Below are 19650 nucleotides of genomic sequence, written 5' to 3'. Positions count from 1 at the left end.
TTACCTCACCACCACCTGTATAGTATTTCTGCTGATCTGCTCCAATAAAAGTGTTTTGCCTTCGGTTAATTTTTCAATAACGTTTACACCATCATGGCGTACAGTAATGAGTGTTAAACCATTATTGTACTTCACATTAAAATCCTGTTTAAGGCCTGTTAACAGTTTTTCAAAACGCTCCTCATTCAGGTCGAAACAAACAGAAAAACTTAGTGCCGAGGTTTGCATAACATTCACTTTGATGTTGTTTTGTGCAAACAAACGAAACACGTCGCTCAGGTGATCTTCGGTAATAAATGAATAATCCTTACCGGATACCGATAGCAGCACCTGGTTTTGTTTAAGAATGATTACCGGCTTGGTAAATTGGTTATGTCCGTCTTCTTTAATTACGGTACCTGATGCCGAAGGATTGGTAAATGGCTTTACCAATAGCGGGATTTTAGCGTTCTGCAAAGGCTTAATGGTTTTAGGGTGGATAACACTTGCCCCGTAATAAGTCATCTCGATGGCTTCTGTATAAGATAACTCTTCAAATTTTACGGTATCGGTAAAGTATCGCGGATCGGCGTTCAGTATGCCAGGAACATCTTTCCAGGCGGTTACCGATTCGGCGCTCAAACAGGCGGCAAATATTGAAGCTGTATAATCTGAACCTTCGCGACCAAGAGTGGTTGTGAAATTTTCAGATGTACCGCCCAGGAAACCCTGAGTTACAACGATACTCTTTTCGAGCAATCCAGGAAGATCTTTGCCGATGCTTGCTTTGGTTTTATCCCACTCAACAATGCCTTCACGGTAAGTATTATCGGTATGTACATACCCACGTACATCAAGCCATTTGCTTTTCAGCCCGGCCTGGTTTAAATAGGCGTCAACTATCCGGGTTGATACTAATTCGCCAATAGATACGATCTGATCATATACAAAATCGTAGCTGTCGTGTGGTTCATCTTCAATAGCCCAGTCAATCTCTACAAAAGTATTAGCTACTTCATCAAATACGGGGTGTCCGGCCTCAAACAGCCCACTCAAGATATTATAATGATATTCCTTGATCTCGTTAAAGATATCATGCATATCATCAGCCTGATCCATATAGGCCTTAGTAAGCTTTTCGAGCGCGTTGGTAGTTTTGCCCATAGCCGATACCACGATGAGCAATTGTTGATCTGTATATTGTTTTACAACATTAGCAAGGTTGGTAACACCCGCGGCATCCTTAACCGATGCCCCTCCGAATTTAAAAACAAGCATTTATTTGATGAATTGACTTACAACCGAACCCGGCTGTATTAATGATTTGATCTGTGTGTAAGGAATAAACAATTCGGTTATACCGGCCGCGTAAGGCTTTATCTCGTACTGGTTATACAAAAACTTGATACCAAGCGGTGTAATGGAAAAGTTTTCATTAAGCGCGAACTTATCATCTTTAAAAAAGTAGTTATCCTTCAACGATGCTGTATCGCTGAGCTTTTCATTCTTCCTGAAAATCTTTTCGGCAATGCCAGTTAATTTGTCGTGGTAACCGCTGATAAAAACATCATCAAGTTTGAGATTTTTACCGGCTTTAGTATCCCAGTTTATGAAACCTACCGATGTGCCCCCATGAGCGCCGCCGGTGTATGAATAACCGCGCACCTCAAGCGTAGTTAAGCTGGAATCTTGTTGGAGTACTTTAACCGAATCTTCAAGCGTAAAAAACATACCGGTACGCGGGTCTGTCTTTTTGAAATCATCATATGACTTCAGGAAGTTTTTGGTCATCAGTTCCAGGCTGCTGTCCGCTTTACCATCCATGGCAAACATCACGGTTAGTTTGTTCACTATAGTATCATTCAAGGCTTTGGCGCTATCAAAAACCGGGTAGTTGATTTTTACTACCGTGCAGGCGCTATCTGCTTTAGTGCCGCAATCCGCAGCCCGTGCCTTTATTACTTTATAAACATAGTGCAGTGTATCAAGCGGTTTTTCGGGAGTTTTTTTAGGCACTCCCCATTGGCACGATGACAGCCCAAGGGCAATAAAAAACAACAGGCACAGGTTTTTCATAGGTATAGTTTTTAGTAGTTTAATAACTGCTCTTTTGACAGAGAAGCATTTAACCAGCCTGCTTCAATATTCGCGCCGTATTTGTTGTAAAAGTTAATAGCCGGCTCATTCCAGTCGAGCACCTGCCAAACCATTCCGCTGAAACCTCTCTCTTTGGCCTCCTGTATCAACCTGTCGAAAAGCATTTTACCAATCTTTTTACCGCGCATATCTTCGGTCACAATCAGGTCTTCCAGGTACATGCGACTGCCTTTCCAAGTAGAATAGCGGACATAGTATACAGCAAAGCCAACAACAATGCCATCAACTTCGGCAACAAAGGCCTTCCAAACAGGGTTAGGGCCAAAGCCAGCTTCTTCAAAGTGCTGTAAGGTAACGGTAACCTCTTCAGGTGCTTTTTCATACATGGCCAGTTCATGAACCAGCTCCATCAAACGCGGGCAATCCGCCTGAATAGCTTCTCTTATTGTTACTTCCCCTGCTCCCTGAAAGGGCTGACTTTCAATTTTATTTTCTGTATTGCTCATTTTTATTGTTTCGCAGTTACCCAAAAACCATGTCATTGCGAGGAGGAACGACGAAGCAACCGCATGCTATACAAAGCGTGCGATTGCCGCGCTACGCTCGCAATGACATCTTTAATTGATTACTCTCCCATGTCACTCGCCATTGTTGATGCGGCCACCAACAACTTTCTATCTATTTTAACAGGTGTTCAACTTTTTTAGGTGTAAACACATATGGCCATTCTCCCCAAAAAATCTATTTGATAATCAGCTATTTAATTTTAATACCTATTATCCATTCAAACAAAATGAACACATAATAACTGACAATCAACCACTTAAATTTTCACAGTTCTAAAAGTTGAACACCCGTTTTTAAAAAATTGAACACTTAAATTCAATTTCAAAAAAAACCAACAGCGGGCGGTCATGCTTCCGTGCGATTGCCACGCTGCGCTCGCAATGACATCAGGCGTTTAATCAATTATTTTTCCAATGCTTGATCACCCGGCCGCCAAATATGGTGCTGCCTAACCTCACCATATTACTCCCCTGCTCAATGGCCAGTTTATAATCTGACGACATACCCATCGACAGGATATCAAAACTCTCCTCTTTCCGGAAGTAGCTCACTTTTATACCTTCAAAAAAAGTATTCAGTTCGTAATACTCTTCCTTGATCTGTTTTTCGTTGTCGGTATTGGTGGCGATGCCCATCAATCCGCGGATCCGGATGTTTTTCAGCGTGGTAAACTCTTCTGAGCGAAGTAGTTCAATAGCCTCGTCAAAGCCCAGGCCGTATTTGGTTTCTTCGTCGGCAATATAAATCTGCAGCAGGCAATCAATCACCCTTCCGGCTTTTTCAGCATGCTTGTTAATCTCCTGCAAAAGTTTCAGGCTATCAACAGATTGGATCATGCTTACAAACGGCGCGATATATTTTACCTTGTTGGTTTGCAGGTGGCCAATCAAATGCCACTCAATATCTTTGGGAAGCTGATCGTGTTTTTCAACCATCTCCTGCACCAAATTTTCGCCAAACAACCGCTGACCAGCATCATAAGCTTCCTGTATATCGGTTACCGGTTTTGTTTTTGATACCGCCAATAATATTACCTTATCTGCTTCCGTTTCCTTTTTTAAGCTTTTGATGTTATCTGCAATGCTCATTTATCCGTAAATTTGCTTAATTAATCAGCCGCTAAATTACTGAATGCATAAATATATAACCTTGTTTTTTTCTGCAGCACTTTTTTTATGTGCCTGCAATGGCAAAAGTGTTCCCGGCGATGTGCTCAAACCGGCAGCAATGGCCGAAGTTTTGACCGAGATGCACATTATTGATGGCACCCTGTACAATGCTACACAAGTGCCGGATAGTTTGTACAAATACGGTGCGGGTAAATACGTTGCCATGTTTCAGCGCCTGCACACCGATACCGCTCATTTTAACAAAAGTATGCGATATTACGCTACTCAGCCCGATAAGCTACTTGCCATTTATGACCAGGTGGATATCAAAATTAAAAACAAAACCGATTCGCTTAACAAAGTGCAGCTTGAACAAAGCAAAGCAGCTCATAGGGCCGATTCGTTAAAAAACTTAAATATTAAAACTAAAACCGACTCGGCAAAGAAGCCTGTTCCTCATGAAAACCCGGCAGCCCGCAGAGCCGATTCATTAGAAAATTTAAAAACTAAACCCAAAACCGATCCGGCTAAAAAACTTGACCTTCGCAAAAGCAAGGCAAAACACATAGCCGATTCGTTAAGAAATTTAAAGTCATAACCTGATGCTTTACCCCCAAAACAGTGTAGATAAGCTGGGTTTTACCGAAATAAAAGAACTGATAAAAGCACATTGTCTGAGCGAAATGGGTCAACAAATGGTTGACAAGATTCAGGTGATGAGCAATTATGACCAGATACATAAATTCCTGAGCCAGGCAAATGAGTTTAAGAATATCCTGGTTAATGATGAGGCCCTGCCCATTCAGCATTTTTTCGATATAAAATCCCTTGCCAATAAAGCCCGCATAGAGGGCGTTTTTTTAACCGAGGAAGAATTTTACCAGGTACAAGCCTCGCTCACCACAGTATTTGCTGTAATAGCTTACTTTAATGAGCGCGAAGGCCTATATCCTAATCTCGAAGCCCTTTTTGAACACCTGCCTATTGAAAAGGCTATCCTTAAAAAGATTGACGCGGTAATTGACCAGAAAGGCAAGATCAGGCCAAATGCATCGCGCGAGCTGATGGAAATAACTACAGGCATTGCCAAAGCCGAGCAGGAAGCCCGCAAAAAAATTGATATGGTATTTAAAAATGCCACATCAAACGGCTGGGCTGCCGATGGTTCGCTAACTATACGAGATGGCCGCTTGGTGATCCCCCTGCTGGCCGAAAACAAACGTAAGCTTAAAGGTTTTGTTCATGACGAATCAGCTTCGGGCCAAACTGTTTACATTGAGCCCGAAGAGGTTTTTGTGCTCAACAACCGCATCCGCGACCTGGAATTTGAGCGTCGCCGTGAGATAGTAAAGATCCTAACCGCTTTAACCAACGACTTAAGACCTTACGTACCTTTGCTACTCTCCTATCATAGCTTGTTAACCAAGCTTGATTTTGTACGCGCAAAAGCCCTGTTTGCCATCGATATTGAGGCCGAAATGCCACAGGTTGTAAATGAAGCCCGGGTAAAACTATACAATGCCCGCCACCCGCTTTTGTTCCTGAATTTTAAGGCCGAGAAAAAAACGGTGGTTCCGCTCAATATGCAGATAGATGAAGGCACCCGTATCATCGTGGTATCTGGCCCTAACGCCGGCGGTAAATCTGTTTGTATGAAAACCGTTGGCTTACTGCAAATGATGGTACAGGCCGGCTTGCTGATCCCTGCCGATGAAGCGAGTGTTGTAGGTGTATTCAAACAGCTTTTTGTTGATATCGGTGATGATCAATCGATTGAAAGTGATTTGAGTACATACAGCGCCCACCTGTCCAAAATGAAAAACTTTGTGGAGCAGGCCAATGGCAAAACCCTCATCCTGATAGATGAGTTTGGTACCGGTACAGATCCGCAATTTGGCGGACCAATTGCTGAGGCTGTTCTTGAAGCGCTCAATCAAAAAAAGGTTAAGGGTATGGTAACTACCCACTACTCTAATCTTAAAATATTTGCCAGCAATACCGAAGGGATCGAAAACGCGTCGATGTTGTTCAACAACGTTGAAATGAGGCCGCTTTATCAATTGGAAATTGGCAAACCCGGTAGTTCGTACGCCTTTGAAATTGCTCAAAAAATAGGTTTACCGGCCAACGTGCTTAACCTCGCCAAAAACAAAATAAGCGAAGGGCAAAAAAAGGTTGATACCTTACTGGTTGACCTGGAACGTGAAAAACGCTCCATTTTTGAAACCAAACAAAAGCTGGATAAACAACAGCGTAAGGTAAATGAGCTGCTTGCCGAAAACGAGAAACTGAAAAGCTATCTCGAAGAAAACAAACGCACGCTTATTAAAGAAGCCAAGGATCAGGCCAAGAATATTATCCTGAACGCCAACAAGCTGGTTGAAAACACCATTTCTGAAATTAAAAGCAGTAATGCCGATAAGGAAAAAACCAGGCAGCTACGCGAAAACCTTAACGTTGAACTTAAAAAGAACACCGTTAAGGCAGAAACACCTAAACCGGCCGCCCCTGCCAATGAGGAGTTAAAACCGGGCGACTGGGTAAAACTTACCGATTCGGAAACTACAGGGCAGGTAATTGAGATCATTAAAGAAAATGTGGTGATTGCCATTGGCGATCTGCGAACCGTAGCCAAAAAGAAACGTGTAGTTAAAGTTTCCAAATCATCGGTACCTAAGGAGATTAGGCGGAGTTTCAGCGCTCAAACTAATGATATGGCCAGTTTTAGTCCGGAGATTGATGTGCGTGGTCAACGTACCGAAGATGCGCTGCATGCCATTGAAAAACTGTTCGACCGGGCGCTTATGATGGGCTTTAACAACCTCAAGATCATTCATGGCAAAGGCGATGGCATTTTGCGTAAAATGATCAGGCAGTACCTCAAAAAATACGAGCAGGTTGACCGCATGGAAGATGAACACGCAGACCGTGGCGGGGATGGAATAACTTATGTATATTTGAAGTAAACGTAAGGTTAAGAAACCACTAAAAAGCGTCATTGCGAGGAACGAAGCAATCCCAAACCATACAGAGCGGCTCTGCTTATCGGGGATTGCTTCGTTCCTCGCAATGACGGTTCTCAATTTATTTGCCAGTAATTAAACCTTAACTTATTTCAATATATGTCTTTAAAATCTATTGCTCCTATGTTATATACCCGGCAGGTACGGGAAACTGTCGACTTTTATGTTACTAACCTCGGCTTTACCTGTATCGGATACGATGAAGATTGGGGATGGGCTACCGTAAGCCGCGATGATATCGAAATCATGTTTGCTTTACCGGTTGATAACGCGTCATTTACGGTGCCTAAATTTACCGGCTCGTTTTATATCCGCACCGATAAGGTAGACCAGTTATGGGCCGAACTTAAAGACAGGGCAGTAATTTGCTATCCTATTGAAGATTTTAATTACGGCATGCGCGAGTTTGGTGTTTTTGATTACAATGGCTATCTGCTGCAATTCGGGATGCCAATTGAGTAATAACCGAATATAAAAGCAAGGGTATGCGCGATTCCCCTCTTGAGAGGGGCGGAGGGGTGTGTTTCGCTTTGTTTACATACTAATCGCATAAACACACCCCTTCCAACGCTCTTTCCCGCCGCGCCCCCTCTCAAGATGGGATTTTTTGCTGCATTAATTTTAGCATAATTTCTTATTTTTAAGCCAAACAAACCCTACTTCCTACTTAAAAATGCGCAAACTATATTTCCTTATACTTTTCATTGCTTTTACCGGCACTATAAATACCTGCGCCGCTCAAAGCGTTATACTTAAAAGCAAAGATCAACGCATCCGTTATACCGGGCGCATTAACCAAACCGATGAGGCTGCCGAACTTTACTGGACAGGTTCATCCCTAAAGATCAATTTCAACGGAACCGGAGCATCGGCCCTGATGCAGGACGAACGCGGTGAAAACTATTATACCATCATTGTTGACGATAAGGTGATCAACACCATCCACCTTGATAATACTAAGCAAGCCTACACGCTGGCCGAAAACCTGCCGGCCGGCAAACACACCCTCGAATTATTTAAACGTACCGAATGGGATAAAGGCAAAACCCTTTTTTACCAGTTTATTTTAGCCAAAGAGGCGACAGCACTCCCGCCACCGGAGCCCAAAAAACGTAAGATCGAGTTTTTCGGTAATTCCATCACCTGTGGGTATGCCGATGAGGACACTACCGGGCAAGACCGTGGTACGGCGCCTTACGAAAACGGATATCTGAGCTATGCCGCGCTAACCGCACGTCACTTTGATGCACAGTATGTTTGTACCTCAAAAAGTGGTATCGGCATTACGGTAAGCTGGTTTCCGCTCATCATGCCAGAGATGTATAACCGCCTGGATCCAACAGACCCAACAAGTATTTGGGATTTCAAAAAGTATACACCTGATGTTGTGGTGATTAACCTGTTTCAGAATGACTCATGGATTGTAAACCAACCCAATAACCCACAATTTAAAGAGCGTTTCGGCACAAAGGCTCCTGAGCCCGACCAGATCATAAAAGCTTATAAAGATTTTGTAAAAAATATTCGGAAGGCTTATCCCAAAGCGCAGATCATTTGCGCGTTAGGCAGTATGGATGCAACCAAAGCGGGTTCGCCATGGCCTGGATATATTGAAAAGGCTGTTACTGCTTTAAACGACAAGCAGATCTATACCCATTTTATTCCATACAAAAACACGCCGGGACACCCAAGTCTTAAAGAGCAACAAGCTATGGCCGATGATTTGATAGCTTTTATGGAAAAGACGGTTAAGTGGTAGAAAAAACTCAACAAAAGATGTCATTTCGAAACGAGGAACGAGTGAGAAATCTTATACGCCTCGTTAGCAGGCACTGTATTTTCGCTATTCAGGGCGTATAAGATTTCTCTTTCGCCCTGATGTTCAACCCTCTCCGCTCAGTCGAAATGACAGAGAGAGATAATACCTACGGCACCAGCAATTTTTCAAACTCGGTACTGTCACCCTTAAAAACATTAAAATCCACCACATGGTTAATGCCGTTAACGTGGGCCTTATCCGAGTGCTGCCAAAATTTCCAGTTGGTTTTGTTTGATACAAGCAATTTGGGTTGATAATAATGCGCTATCCAAAGTGTGTAGCCGTCAAAATAACCTTCCAGATAATCCTGGTAAAATTTCAGGTTGGTATATATAATAGGCTTGATACCTGTACGGGTTTCAATAGTTTTGATGAAACTCTCCAATTGCTCCCTCATTTTTTCCGGACTGGTACGGTATAGTCGCTCTATATCAACCACCATGGGCAGGTCGCCTTTTTCGGTTTTTACCGTTTGCAGAAAAAACTTGGCTTGCCATACGCCGCTTTTTTGCGGAAGGAAGAAATGATAAGCTCCGCACATGATACCTGCCTTAGGTGCTTCGCGCCAGTTGCGTTGAAAATATGGGTCGACACTTAATACACCTTCTGTCGCTTTTATAAAAGCGAAACTTACATGCACATCACCCTCGCGCATGGCTTTTACCTGTTTCCAGTTGATACGGCCCTGGTATGATGATACATCGACGCCATACACCGAGTACCCATCGGGAATATGAATTGCAAAGTCCTTGTATTTACGGTAATGCGTATCCTCTCCGGCATCCATGATCCACCGCCAGGTGGCGCTGCCGAATTTTAGAATATAGCCATAATAAAAAGGGGAGAGCAGGATAAGCAGTAAAGCACCAATTGTCACTATCCATGATGTGGAAAAGCCAGACTGTTGTTTTGTTTTGACTACCGGTTTTTTACGGGCAGGCGCTTTCTTTCTTACAGGTGTTGTTTTCTTTTCAGGAGCAGGCACGGGGTAAAATTACGAAAAACGAACCGTTGATTTGACCCTGATTTTTATGATTAATGGATTGCCTTGATGACCAGCAGGAATAGCTAAATTTATCTTAGAAATTCATGAAAATCCTTTAATCAGGCAAGTCAAGGTTGTGACATTCCCTTAACAAATCAATCTCTATATTTGTAAGGTAAACTTACAAGTTTAACTGATTAATTATATGAGCGACGAAAAAGAGGTTCAACTGGCTTCCGAATTGAGGTTTATCATTGGCAGGCTAAGCAAAAAGATCAGGAAGACCTCGGCTACTGCCGAGAAACTTTCATTGACTGAACGATCAACCCTGGCCTTGATATTTCAGTATGAAGAGATCCTGCCTAATGAACTGGCAGCTATGGAAAAGATCACCACGCAATCTATGTCGCAAATATTGAGCAACCTGCTCAACGTTGGGCTCATCAAAAGGCGCATTTCTGAACTGGATAAACGTAAGGTGATCATCTCGCTTTCGGAAGAAGGGATCAGCCTCATTCATAAATCAAGAAGCGAAAAGGACGAGTGGCTTAACCGGGCTCTTGAGGCCACCTGTACTGCCGAAGAGCAGGAGATATTGAAGAAAGCGCTGGCCCCGCTGGCCAAATTGTTGAATTTTGACTGATAAAACCGACAGCAGAACAAATGAGTAAGATAACTACTTTCAATGCTTTTAAAAGCCGCAACTACCGGTTGTATTTCGGCGGGCAATCGGTTTCATTACTGGGCACCTGGATGCAGAAAACTGCTGTAAGCTGGGTGATCTATTCGCAAACACACTCCAAGTTTATGCTGGGGTTAACGTTGTTTGCCAGCCTGTTCCCGTCATTCCTGTTTTCGTTTATCGGTGGCGTAGTATCCGACAGGTATAACCGCTTCAAAGTGCTGTTATTTACACAGGTGGCATCAATGGTGCAGGCCGTTTTGCTTACTGTACTCGTGTATTTTGGCTATTATTCCGTTTGGGCAATTCTGGCTTTAACCGCTATGCTGGGACTCATCAACGCTTTTGACGTACCTGCACGGCAATCGCTGGTTTACGAAATGGTTGATGATAAATCTGACCTACCCAACGCGCTTGCACTTAATTCATCCATGGTAAACCTGTCGCGACTGATAGGGCCGGGAATTGCAGGCCTGATCATCGAAAAATTTGGCGATTCGGTTTGTTTCGGAGCTAACGCGGTAAGCTTTATCGCGGTAATTGGCTCGTTGCTCATGATGCGCCTACCCAAGTTCGCTCCAAAACCCCACGGTAAAAACGTACTTGCCGATTTGAAAGACGGTTTCGAATACATCCAAAATACACCCACTATAAAATTTATGTTGCTGATGCTTGCTACGGTAAGCCTGTTCGTGCTACCTTTTAGTACGCTGATTCCGGTTTATGCTAAGGATATTTTTAAAGGCACGGCATCAACCTTTGGGGTGATAGACAGCGTGATAGGGCTCGGCGCATTTGGTGGTGGGATCTTCCTGGCCTCGTTGAGTGCCGGTACCGATCTGAAAAGGATCCTCGCTATTAATACGCTGATATTTGGAGTAGGGCTCATCGTGTTTTCGCACATGCATAATTACCCGGTGGCACTGTTTTTAGCAGCATTTATCGGTTTCGGTATGATGTCGCAGGTTACCATTGGTAATACCATAATTCAAACTACCGCCAGTCCCGAAATGCGCGGCCGGGTGATCAGTTATTACGCCATGTCCTTTTTTGGGATGCAGCCGCTTGGCGGTTTACTTATTGGCGCGGTATCGCAAAAAATAGGCGTACCGGACACCGTTATGGCCGAAGGCATGGTGGCACTTCTGTTAGGTATTATACACTTTAGCTTTTTAAGGCGGAGCCGACTGAAAAAGGCAGCCGCAGCGGCCGCTTTGCAGCAGCAACCTATAGAAGTTATTCCTTAAATATTAAACAATCAAATAACTATGATAACTACAATTGATCAAAACGCGGCATTGGTATTGATAGATTTGCAAAAGTACATTGTACAGTTGCAATGCGCTCATTCGATGGACGGTATCCTTGAAAAATCGGCTCAATTAGTTGAAGCTTTCCGCAAAGCCGGTAAACCTATTGTTATTGTTCACGTTGAACCAATCAGCGGTTCATTTAAAACCAGGCGCGATGCCAAAGGTCCCGCCATGACCGAACTTCCGGCCGACTGGAATGAAATTGCTCCCGAAATAAAAACTGAGCCAACCGATATTTTCATTACCAAGAAAACATGGGGCGCTTTTTATAACACAGGCCTGCATGAGGAACTGCAAAAAAGAGGTGTTACACAAATCGTATTGGCTGGTGTAGCAACAAGCATTGGTGTTGAAGGTACCGCGCGTTCGGCTAATGACTATGCTTACAACATTACCTTTGCAAGCGATGCCATGACCGATATGTTTGCCGAAGCGCATGACCACAGCTTCAAATACATTTTCCCGAGGATTGGCGAGGTAGGTACCACTGCCGAGATCATTGAGAAATTGGGGTAATGTTAGGAAGCTTAGTTCGCTATTCTTAGATCACAGATAATAGTGCGTCATTGCGAGGTACGAAGCAATCCCCTATAAGCAGGTCCGCTCTGCATAGTTCATGATTGCTTCGTACCTCGCAATGGCGCTTTTTTCAATCTTTTGTACCCAAACAAACCCCTCGAGATAGTTATTAATAACTACATTCGTGGAATCATCTGCCATTGCAAAGAAACTGCTGATTGAATACCTGTTGCCTATGAAAAAAATCTCCCTGCTTAAATTCCTGGTAGTTTTGGTTCATTTGCAGTGTTTGTTAACTTGTTTTACAAACAAGGCTTTCGCACAGGCCGATTCGGCAAAGATCACTGTAAATAGTCCGGCATTTATTCCTCCGGCTGTTCAACGCTGGGATGATCGTGTGATGATCGATCTGCAAAATCATCGCACACCCGGTCAAACCGGCTTTTTCATGTTCCTGAGCAAAAATGTTTTGTATGGCGATATTGGCATTCCGGCCGGTTTGTTGGTGGGCGGAATTGTAAGTAACAATAAAGAAATGCGACAGAATGCGGGTTATGTGGCCAGCAGCACCGCGGTATCATACGGTTTTATGCTGCTGATAAAACATTTGGTAAAACGACCGCGGCCATTTGTTCAGAATATTAATATTACACCTGTTTACCGGGCAGGAGGCACCTCATTCCCTTCAGGGCACACTTCATCAAGCTTTGCCACTGCTACCGCCTTGTCGGCTGCTTACCCTAAATGGTATGTGATAGCGCCGTCATTCTTTTGGGCAGGGGCTACCAGCTATTCAAGAATGTACCTCGGTGTTCATTATCCAACAGATGTAGCCGCGGGTTTAACATTGGGTGTTGGAAGCGCGGCGGAAATGTCTTTTTTGAGGAAGTAAATTTTATCGTTATTTTGCTCCTCCTAAAGTTATAAATCACCCACCCGTAGTAAAACACAACACTCCGGTTATTTCAACTACATTTCTTTCAAATGGAGTTCTTATGAACCCTGGAGCGAATGTAATCTCCAATAAATATGAGTTTGCAGTTGATAGGTTAATAGGTCCCAATATACAACAGGTTATGCAAACAATGCTCTTAAAAGGGGCAACGCTTGCCAAAACTAAGATTGCTATAACTATTTACACAAGACAAGAAAACAAAAGCATTTCGACTATAAAAAACCTAATTTTATCACGTTTTAGAGTTAATGTCAATATTGTTTACAAGCCGCTTCTGGTTGAGCATTTACCAACGCAAACAACCGGTGTCGAAGATATGATGTATAAGATCGAAGCAAAGGGTACCCATTAAACAATAAATAAATACTGATGGTTTCCAACAAATGGGCAAGATAATCTAAAAATAAATATTTCTCGTTAAGAATATTAAACGCTCAATATGGGCTGTAAAAATATGTTATATATGAAAGTACTGATCTTTTTTCTGTTAATTATATTCATTGTTCCCGTCTTAGCGCAGACTAAGCAAACAAGACCAAGCATTTGCCGCTTATCTTAAAGCGACTGGATTTTCAAATTTATAATCCTTCGTTGCGTCGAAGTGTTCGGGCTAAGCTAAATGATACATCTACAATAGTTTACGTACTAAGTGATTATAGAGGGTCTCTTATTTTCTCTGTTTTTAATTCAAAAGAGGAGTTGATTCAATCTGGACAATATAGCAACGCGCTAGATGTTTTTAAACGTTATACTTATACCTATTACGGGCTAAGCGGCGGGTTTGAAATCCATGTTCAACCATATTATGAACCCTTGCCCAATGGGATTTGGATTTGGTATGTTAACAATAAAATATTAAAAAAGGAAAAGTACCAACAAGGCCAACAAATTGAATGATTGCGGAAAACCGTTATGCGGATGTTATCATCACCGTTGTTACGGGGTTTTGGATCTTCAGCAATCGATGTGCCCTCGGGCTTCGTTAAAGCGTTGCCGGGCCGATCCGAGTGCCCTGTAGTAATAGCTTCTCATAAACCTGGGGTGTTTTTTTATCGTAAAGTTTGATATAGTGCGGTAACAATACCGACCAGAAGCAAAAAAACCTTCAGTCTTTTCGACTAAAGGTTTTTTTGACATTTTCAGATCATATATTACCAGGATACGTTGGCTGTGTAAGTACTTTTACCATCAACATTCCACGGTGGCAATACTTTTGCGTAGTAATTGCCTGTTAAGGTAACCGTTATATTTGGTCGAGAGGCTTGAAAAGTACATAAAGTATAGTCAAGCTTGGTGATATCTGTTTCTGACAAATTAATGTTTGAACCATTTACGTAACTTAAAGTTCCATTACCGGTATTGAAAAAAGCAACCTGAAAATTCATGCCGGTTATCTTTTTTTCATAAGTCTCCGAAGAGGTAGGTAACCAGTTCCCAGGTTTGTTGCCACCTAAATATTCTTGTTTTATACGTGTGCGTACATAACATATCGAAGTTTGGCCGGCAGATTCAACATAATTGAAAATTTCAAATACAAATTTACGTTGGCTGTTAGGATCTCCGTTTCTTAAAAATTGATATTGATAACGTGCATCAGTTCCGCCTCCGGGAAGCGATGTGCTTTCTGTAGAAAGAGAACCAGATTTAACAACAGATGAAGTGCTTATCGGCACAACCCCTGCTTTGAATTTTAACGTTGCAATTGAGGGGTCTTTTTTAATTTTATTTAACAATGCTTCATCATTATTGGGAACCAAATATTTGTAACCATTATTAAAATAAACAATCGTGTCGGCTATCATATACTCGCCTTTATTGTTTAAAATAGCCCCATAGAATGTGGGAAAGTCGAAGCTGTCGTAAATTCGTGATGCTGATGAATCGCTTCTTAATGAGATAAAATTAAAATCACTTTCCCATTTTGTTAAGTAATTCGAGTCTTTATTAATCAATCTGCTTACGGTTTCTTTAAAAGCGTTGCTGTTTTTAAATACCAGCCTGCCGTTTTTACTTGTAACAGGCGCAGCAGAGATTTTATCTTCATCTTGCACATTTGGGTGAATTTCCTTTTTGCAAGAAAAGATTGTTGTAGCGATAGCAATAAGTGCTAAATTAATAAACAGATTTTTTTTCATGATAATTGTTTAGATATGCAACAAATATAACAAAAAAGCATTTATTTAACTGTTAATAAAATAATAATTAATTATTATTTTATTAACTTGAGTTGAGGGTTCATAAAAGGGAATAGCGAGTGAGCAAATAAGGATAACTTTGAGTTACCACACTTAAGGCAAACGATCAACCATACAGCCCGACACAGGTATAACGAATTGATCCGGAATATCCTGAATCTCTCCAGAGGTTTCAGCTGCATATCATCGTCTTTTACTAAGGGTTACTAATGAAACCCTTAAGCGTATTCGCAATATTTTTTTAAAGTGGTGAGAAGATCAATGGCAAGTTCAAGTTCCTAAAAAAATCAATTAGCTGAGATATCCTTTACCGGCAGTACATCAATCTCGTCTTCTTTCTTTAACTCCAGCTTTGGCGAACTTATTGAACCGTTTGGTTATAATAAGGTAAACGATTCGGTCAGGATAGTAGGCATTTGTTGTCAAAACGACTGAAAAACTTATTCTGAAACTTGAGCAGTTATAGATTACTTTTTTCTTTTAACAAACTCAATACCCCAACCTGAACCTGGTCGATAATAGACCAATCAGTAGCTATATAAATATCGGTGGTTTTACGGCTAAGGTCGATGTGATCGATAAGCTCGAAAAAAAAGATAGCAAAACTTAACGACTCTGGATGAATCCGAAATTTGCATTTTTTTTCATAAATCCTCAAAAATGCGTGTATGTGCATGAAAAAAGCCCTTAGCTGTATTGCTAAGGGCTTTTTTTATTAGTTTTCCTACAAGGGCTCGAACCTCAATCTTCAGAGCCAGAATCTGACGTGATACCATTACACCATAGGAAAATAACAGAACAACTTCGCCACCAAAACAGTGGCAGTTTGTACAGTGCAAATATACTAAATATGCAAATTGGTGTAAAGTCAATTTGAAAAAAGCCGCAGCTCATTTTACTGAACTACGGCTTTTTTACAGTAGGATTATTCGGGATTAGTCTTCGTTTACGAATGAACGCAGCATCCAGGTATTTTTCTCGTTAAACTGCATGAAACGGTTAATCATATCATTAGTGCCATCATCGCCGGCCTCTGCGGTGATATTCAGTATTTCGCGTTCCATTTTTATTAACGAGGCCAGGTCATCAATAATGGCTTTTACCATCAGGGTATCTTTCAAGCCAATAGTCTGGATCTCTTTGATGCTTGATGTTTCGATATAATCTTTAAAGGTGCTGATAGGAGGTTTGCCAAGGCTCAGGATCCTTTCGGCAAGTTCGTCGATGGTGGTGAGCGCCGCTGTGTACAGTTCTTCAAATTTCAGGTGCAGGGTAAAAAAGCTTGTGCCTTTAACGTTCCAGTGGCAGCCACGCAGTTTTTGGTAGTGGATGTGATAGTTTGCCAACAGGTCGTTCAGGTGGTCAACTACCGGTTTTACTTTAACTTCTTCGAGGCTTATTTCTTTTGCGTCCATAAATAATAGTGATGTTTTTAAGTGTAACATGCCGCTGCCGGCAATGTTTGGCAAAGGTAAACAGTTTTGATTTTAATGAGCATATTTGCAACTTTATGACTTCGCTTTTACCCTTCATCAGCAAAACTTACCAGGCTCCGGTTTGGCGTATGGAAATTGACGATTTTACCCAAACGCTGTTCCTCGAAATAAGGGATCATGCCAATAAACAGGTTAGTTTTTCGGCCCTGAGCCTGCAAAACGGCGATGTTTATTTTGAAGGTTTTACAACACCCGAGCGTTGGCTTACCGGTATTGAAGCCGCTTATGATGGTGTTTTGTTGCTGCATAATTACCAGTCGGCAACAGGGCCGGTACATAAAGGGATTACCGCTATTGAAGCTGTATCAGGCAAAGAATTGTGGAGTAATTTTACTTTGGCCTTTGATCATCTGTCGGTTAATGGCCCTGTGGTTTATAATGTCCAGTTACAACCGCGGAAGTTATTGTTAATTGATGTAAAAACAGGAGCTACTTTAAGAGGATATGAACCGGTGGTGGATCAGCCTCGGGATAATAAGATCGTCAGCCCTCAACTGTTGCCCGCAGCGGAAGTAAATAATTTATATTTACCGCTTAGCGTACATGCAAATGCGGTTCATTATATCAGCTACAATAGTTTCAGAATTGTATCTTTGCACACGCTTTTGCAGGAGCATCTTGAACAGCACTTGTTTGTATATAACGAGGAGGGTACCCTTTTGTATCATGATTTGTTACACAACGCTATACAAAAAATGCAACCCGAGGCGTTTGTACTACATAATAATCAGCTTATCTATTTAAAAAACAGATCGGGCTTAATAGTGTTGAAATTGTAATTTACTGTATTTATAAATTATCATGAAATTTAAGATTTTATTATTGGTCACTCCTTTACTCACATTCTCCATATCAATTTTTGCTAACCCGCTTGCCGACTCAGTTGGTGTTGAAAACCTTAACGGTAAAAAGGTAATTGTTCATAAGCTCGATCCCAAAGATAACTACTACTCAATAGGCCGCCGTTACAACGTTAGCCCTAAAGCCATTATACAATTTAATAATAATGCGCCGCTTAAAATCGGCGGTACAATAAAAGTTCCTACTGAGTTGCCTTTTTCTGGCGAGTCTGCGTCTGCTGCCCAACCCGCAAAACAGGTAGCGACAACTACTCCGCCGCCTGCGCAACAACAGCAAAACAAGCCTGTTACACAAGCTCCGATTCAGCAAAGCAAACCACAGGTTCAGCAACAGGTAAGTTCACCTGCCCCTGTAGTACAAACTGCAGTAGCCAAAACGCAACAGGCAGTTGCTGATACTGTTAAAAAAGTAAGCATGCTTAATGTACAGCAATACAAAGTATCAGCAGGCGAAACCTTATATTCTATCGCTAAACGTTTTAATACTTCTGTAGATGATATTAAAGCACTTAATAAACTAAGTTCTGATTCTGTAGCCCCCAACCAGGTTATTAACGTGCGCACCGGTTTACCTCCTCAGGAAACTAAAGAACCGGTAATGCAACGCGACTCGACTACTGTTGTAGCACAACAAGATACTACAGGCGGCGACCATGGTAAAGCCAACCGTTTTGGCCTGTACGAAAAAATTGAAAAAGGTGTAGCCACCTGGATGGATGATGCCGGCTTAGATCCTAAAAAGGAACTGGTACTGCACCGTACAGCGCCAATTGGCACCATCATTAAAATTACAAACCCTATGAACAATCATACCACCTTTGCAAAGGTTGTTGGCCGTTTTACCGATAACGAAACAAACAAAAATGTTTTGATCATCATGACCAAAAACACTGCCGACGCTTTAGGTGCTTTAGACAAACGTTTTCAGGTAAATATCAGCTACGGTAGCCCGAATGAATAAACCTTATATTATTGGAATTGCCGGCGGAAGCGGCTCAGGCAAAACCTTTTTCTTAAAGTGCTTTTTAGAACATTTTACTGCCGACGAGGTGAGCCTCGTATCGCAGGACGATTATTACATCCCGGTAGCACATAACATGACGAAGGAAGAAAACAAAGAGTATAACTTTGATCTTCCTTCAACTATTGATCACGAACATTTTCAGCAGGATATCAGCAAGCTTTTAAATAAGGAAGCTATCCTGAAGCAGGAATATACTTTTAATAACCCCGATGCTATCCCTAAAATGATAGAGATCAAGCCGGCACCTATTTTAATAGTGGAAGGTTTGTTTATTCTACATTTTAAAGATATTGCCGAGTTGCTTGATCTTAAAGTTTTTATCGATGCTGATGAAGATGTAGCGCTGCAGCGTCGTCTTAAACGGGATTTGATAGAGCGTGGCTATTCGCATGATGATGTGATGTATAAATGGATCAACCACGTTGTACCGGCATATAAAGAATACCTGCTGCCCTACAAAGATGAGTGCGACCGTGTGATCACCAATAATACTCACGTTGCAGAGGATATTATGGTAATTACCGAAGAGATCTCGGCTGATTTAAGGAAGAAGCTTTTTTAATGCGGATTATTGCCTAAGATATTTTTGAGGGCATTGTCATAATCTGTTTTGGTGATAACCCCTGCATCAAATTGGTTTTGCAGGGCCCGAAGTTTAAGCGCGTTTTCGGTTGTATAACCAGGATAGCCTGGTTTATAATAATCTAAAGGCGCTTTTTCTTTTTCAAACGCCCATACAAGCGCACAAATCCAGCCGATGATGGTCCAACCCAGAAACAGGTTAAGCAGGAAAATTAATTTAAAGTCGGCCTTTTCGCGGGCTATGATGGCTGGTATAAAATATAGCAGTCCGGCTATGGCCATGCCAGTCATCCCAACTATTCCAAACATGAAATCCATGTTTTAAAGATAGTGTTTCTTTTGTGGGGAGTTTTAGTTGCTTCGCTAAATTTGATTATTATATAATTTGAATATAGGAGCGTCATTGCGAGGAACGAAGCAATCCCCAATTAGCAGAGCGGCTATA

The 19650-nt window shown here is 41.9% G+C and carries 21 protein-coding genes; 13 read left to right on the top strand and 8 right to left on the bottom strand.

Annotated elements, in window-relative coordinates; genetic code table 11:
* The 4 genes from EAH55_RS10920 to EAH55_RS10905 form a co-directional block, all read right to left on the bottom strand.
* Positions 1–1257, bottom strand: a complete 1257-nt coding sequence (locus EAH55_RS10920) for an aspartate kinase (RefSeq protein ID WP_121809647.1) — start codon at positions 1255–1257, stop codon at positions 1–3.
* Positions 1258–2055: a DUF3298 and DUF4163 domain-containing protein gene (locus EAH55_RS10915; protein ID WP_121809646.1), complete on the bottom strand. Its 798-nt coding sequence runs from the start codon at positions 2053–2055 to the stop codon at positions 1258–1260.
* An 11-nt stretch (positions 2056–2066) separates the two neighbouring features.
* Complete coding sequence (locus EAH55_RS10910) at positions 2067–2582, bottom strand: GNAT family N-acetyltransferase (protein WP_121810048.1); 516 nt, start codon at positions 2580–2582, stop codon at positions 2067–2069.
* A gap of 459 nt (positions 2583–3041) precedes the next feature.
* A complete protein-coding gene (locus EAH55_RS10905; protein ID WP_121809645.1) occupies positions 3042–3731 on the bottom strand; it encodes a YggS family pyridoxal phosphate-dependent enzyme in 690 nt (229 codons plus the stop codon).
* Between the two features lie 43 nt (positions 3732–3774).
* On the opposite strand from EAH55_RS10905, the gene EAH55_RS10900 reads away from it, so the two are divergent.
* The 4 genes from EAH55_RS10900 (at position 3775) to EAH55_RS10885 (ending at position 8534) form a co-directional block, all read left to right on the top strand.
* On the top strand, positions 3775–4350 hold the full coding sequence (locus tag EAH55_RS10900; protein ID WP_121809644.1) for a DUF4296 domain-containing protein: 576 nt from the start codon (positions 3775–3777) through the stop codon (positions 4348–4350).
* 4 nt (positions 4351–4354) lie between these two features.
* The gene (locus tag EAH55_RS10895; protein ID WP_121809643.1) at positions 4355–6718 is read left to right on the top strand and encodes an endonuclease MutS2; all 2364 of its coding nucleotides are present in this window, start codon (positions 4355–4357) and stop codon (positions 6716–6718) included.
* Positions 6719–6874: 156 nt separating this feature from the next.
* Complete coding sequence (locus EAH55_RS10890) at positions 6875–7237, top strand: VOC family protein (protein WP_208644826.1); 363 nt, start codon at positions 6875–6877, stop codon at positions 7235–7237.
* Positions 7238–7448: 211 nt separating this feature from the next.
* Positions 7449–8534: an SGNH/GDSL hydrolase family protein gene (locus tag EAH55_RS10885; RefSeq protein ID WP_121809642.1), complete on the top strand. Its 1086-nt coding sequence runs from the start codon at positions 7449–7451 to the stop codon at positions 8532–8534.
* Positions 8535–8700: 166 nt separating this feature from the next.
* Here EAH55_RS10885 and EAH55_RS10880 read toward each other — a convergent pair whose 3' ends face one another.
* Positions 8701–9579: a glycoside hydrolase family 25 protein gene (locus tag EAH55_RS10880; protein WP_121809641.1), complete on the bottom strand. Its 879-nt coding sequence runs from the start codon at positions 9577–9579 to the stop codon at positions 8701–8703.
* 205 nt (positions 9580–9784) lie between these two features.
* Here EAH55_RS10880 and EAH55_RS10875 point away from each other — a divergent pair, with 205 nt between their 5' ends.
* The 5 genes from EAH55_RS10875 to EAH55_RS10855 all read left to right on the top strand — a co-directional run bounded on the left by EAH55_RS10875 (position 9785) and on the right by EAH55_RS10855 (position 13400).
* On the top strand, positions 9785–10222 hold the full coding sequence (locus EAH55_RS10875) for a MarR family winged helix-turn-helix transcriptional regulator (protein ID WP_121809640.1): 438 nt from the start codon (positions 9785–9787) through the stop codon (positions 10220–10222).
* Between the two features lie 20 nt (positions 10223–10242).
* A complete protein-coding gene (locus EAH55_RS10870; protein WP_121809639.1) occupies positions 10243–11508 on the top strand; it encodes an MFS transporter in 1266 nt (421 codons plus the stop codon).
* 21 nt (positions 11509–11529) lie between these two features.
* Complete coding sequence (locus EAH55_RS10865; protein WP_121809638.1) at positions 11530–12090, top strand: isochorismatase family protein; 561 nt, start codon at positions 11530–11532, stop codon at positions 12088–12090.
* Positions 12091–12277: 187 nt separating this feature from the next.
* Entirely contained in the window at positions 12278–12985 is a 708-nt protein-coding gene (locus EAH55_RS10860) for a phosphatase PAP2 family protein (protein WP_244228157.1), read from the top strand.
* A 103-nt stretch (positions 12986–13088) separates the two neighbouring features.
* Positions 13089–13400 (top strand): hypothetical protein, encoded by a 312-nt coding sequence (locus EAH55_RS10855; protein WP_121809637.1) that lies wholly within the window; start codon positions 13089–13091, stop codon positions 13398–13400.
* Between the two features lie 799 nt (positions 13401–14199).
* Here EAH55_RS10855 and EAH55_RS10845 read toward each other — a convergent pair.
* Entirely contained in the window at positions 14200–15183 is a 984-nt protein-coding gene (locus tag EAH55_RS10845) for a hypothetical protein (RefSeq protein ID WP_121809635.1), read from the bottom strand.
* Positions 15184–15543: 360 nt separating this feature from the next.
* Here EAH55_RS10845 and EAH55_RS31500 point away from each other — a divergent pair, with 360 nt between their 5' ends.
* A complete protein-coding gene (locus EAH55_RS31500; protein WP_121810045.1) occupies positions 15544–15678 on the top strand; it encodes an STAS-like domain-containing protein in 135 nt (44 codons plus the stop codon).
* 500 nt (positions 15679–16178) lie between these two features.
* Here EAH55_RS31500 and EAH55_RS10825 read toward each other — a convergent pair whose 3' ends face one another.
* Entirely contained in the window at positions 16179–16658 is a 480-nt protein-coding gene (locus EAH55_RS10825; protein WP_121809633.1) for a Dps family protein, read from the bottom strand.
* Positions 16659–16753: 95 nt separating this feature from the next.
* Between EAH55_RS10825 and EAH55_RS10820 the strand changes: the two genes are divergently transcribed.
* From EAH55_RS10820 to EAH55_RS10810, 3 genes are read left to right on the top strand one after another with little or no spacing between them, the layout of a single operon-like run.
* Entirely contained in the window at positions 16754–17518 is a 765-nt protein-coding gene (locus EAH55_RS10820; protein ID WP_162996825.1) for a DUF4905 domain-containing protein, read from the top strand.
* 22 nt (positions 17519–17540) lie between these two features.
* Positions 17541–18560 (top strand): LysM peptidoglycan-binding domain-containing protein, encoded by a 1020-nt coding sequence (locus EAH55_RS10815; protein ID WP_121809631.1) that lies wholly within the window; start codon positions 17541–17543, stop codon positions 18558–18560.
* Positions 18553–19185, top strand: a complete 633-nt coding sequence (locus EAH55_RS10810) for a uridine kinase family protein (protein ID WP_112573834.1) — start codon at positions 18553–18555, stop codon at positions 19183–19185. The genes EAH55_RS10815 and EAH55_RS10810 overlap by 8 nt, the downstream gene beginning before the upstream one ends.
* Here EAH55_RS10810 and EAH55_RS10805 read toward each other — a convergent pair.
* Positions 19182–19523, bottom strand: coding sequence for a superinfection immunity protein (locus EAH55_RS10805; protein WP_121809630.1), 342 nt, complete (start codon positions 19521–19523; stop codon positions 19182–19184). The genes EAH55_RS10810 and EAH55_RS10805 overlap by 4 nt on opposite strands.
* Between the last annotated feature and the right edge of the window lie 127 nt (positions 19524–19650).

This window comes from Mucilaginibacter kameinonensis (genome assembly GCF_003675385.1).
Taxonomy (GTDB): domain Bacteria; phylum Bacteroidota; class Bacteroidia; order Sphingobacteriales; family Sphingobacteriaceae; genus Mucilaginibacter; species Mucilaginibacter kameinonensis.
This window is presented reverse-complemented; position numbering and strand designations above follow the sequence as displayed.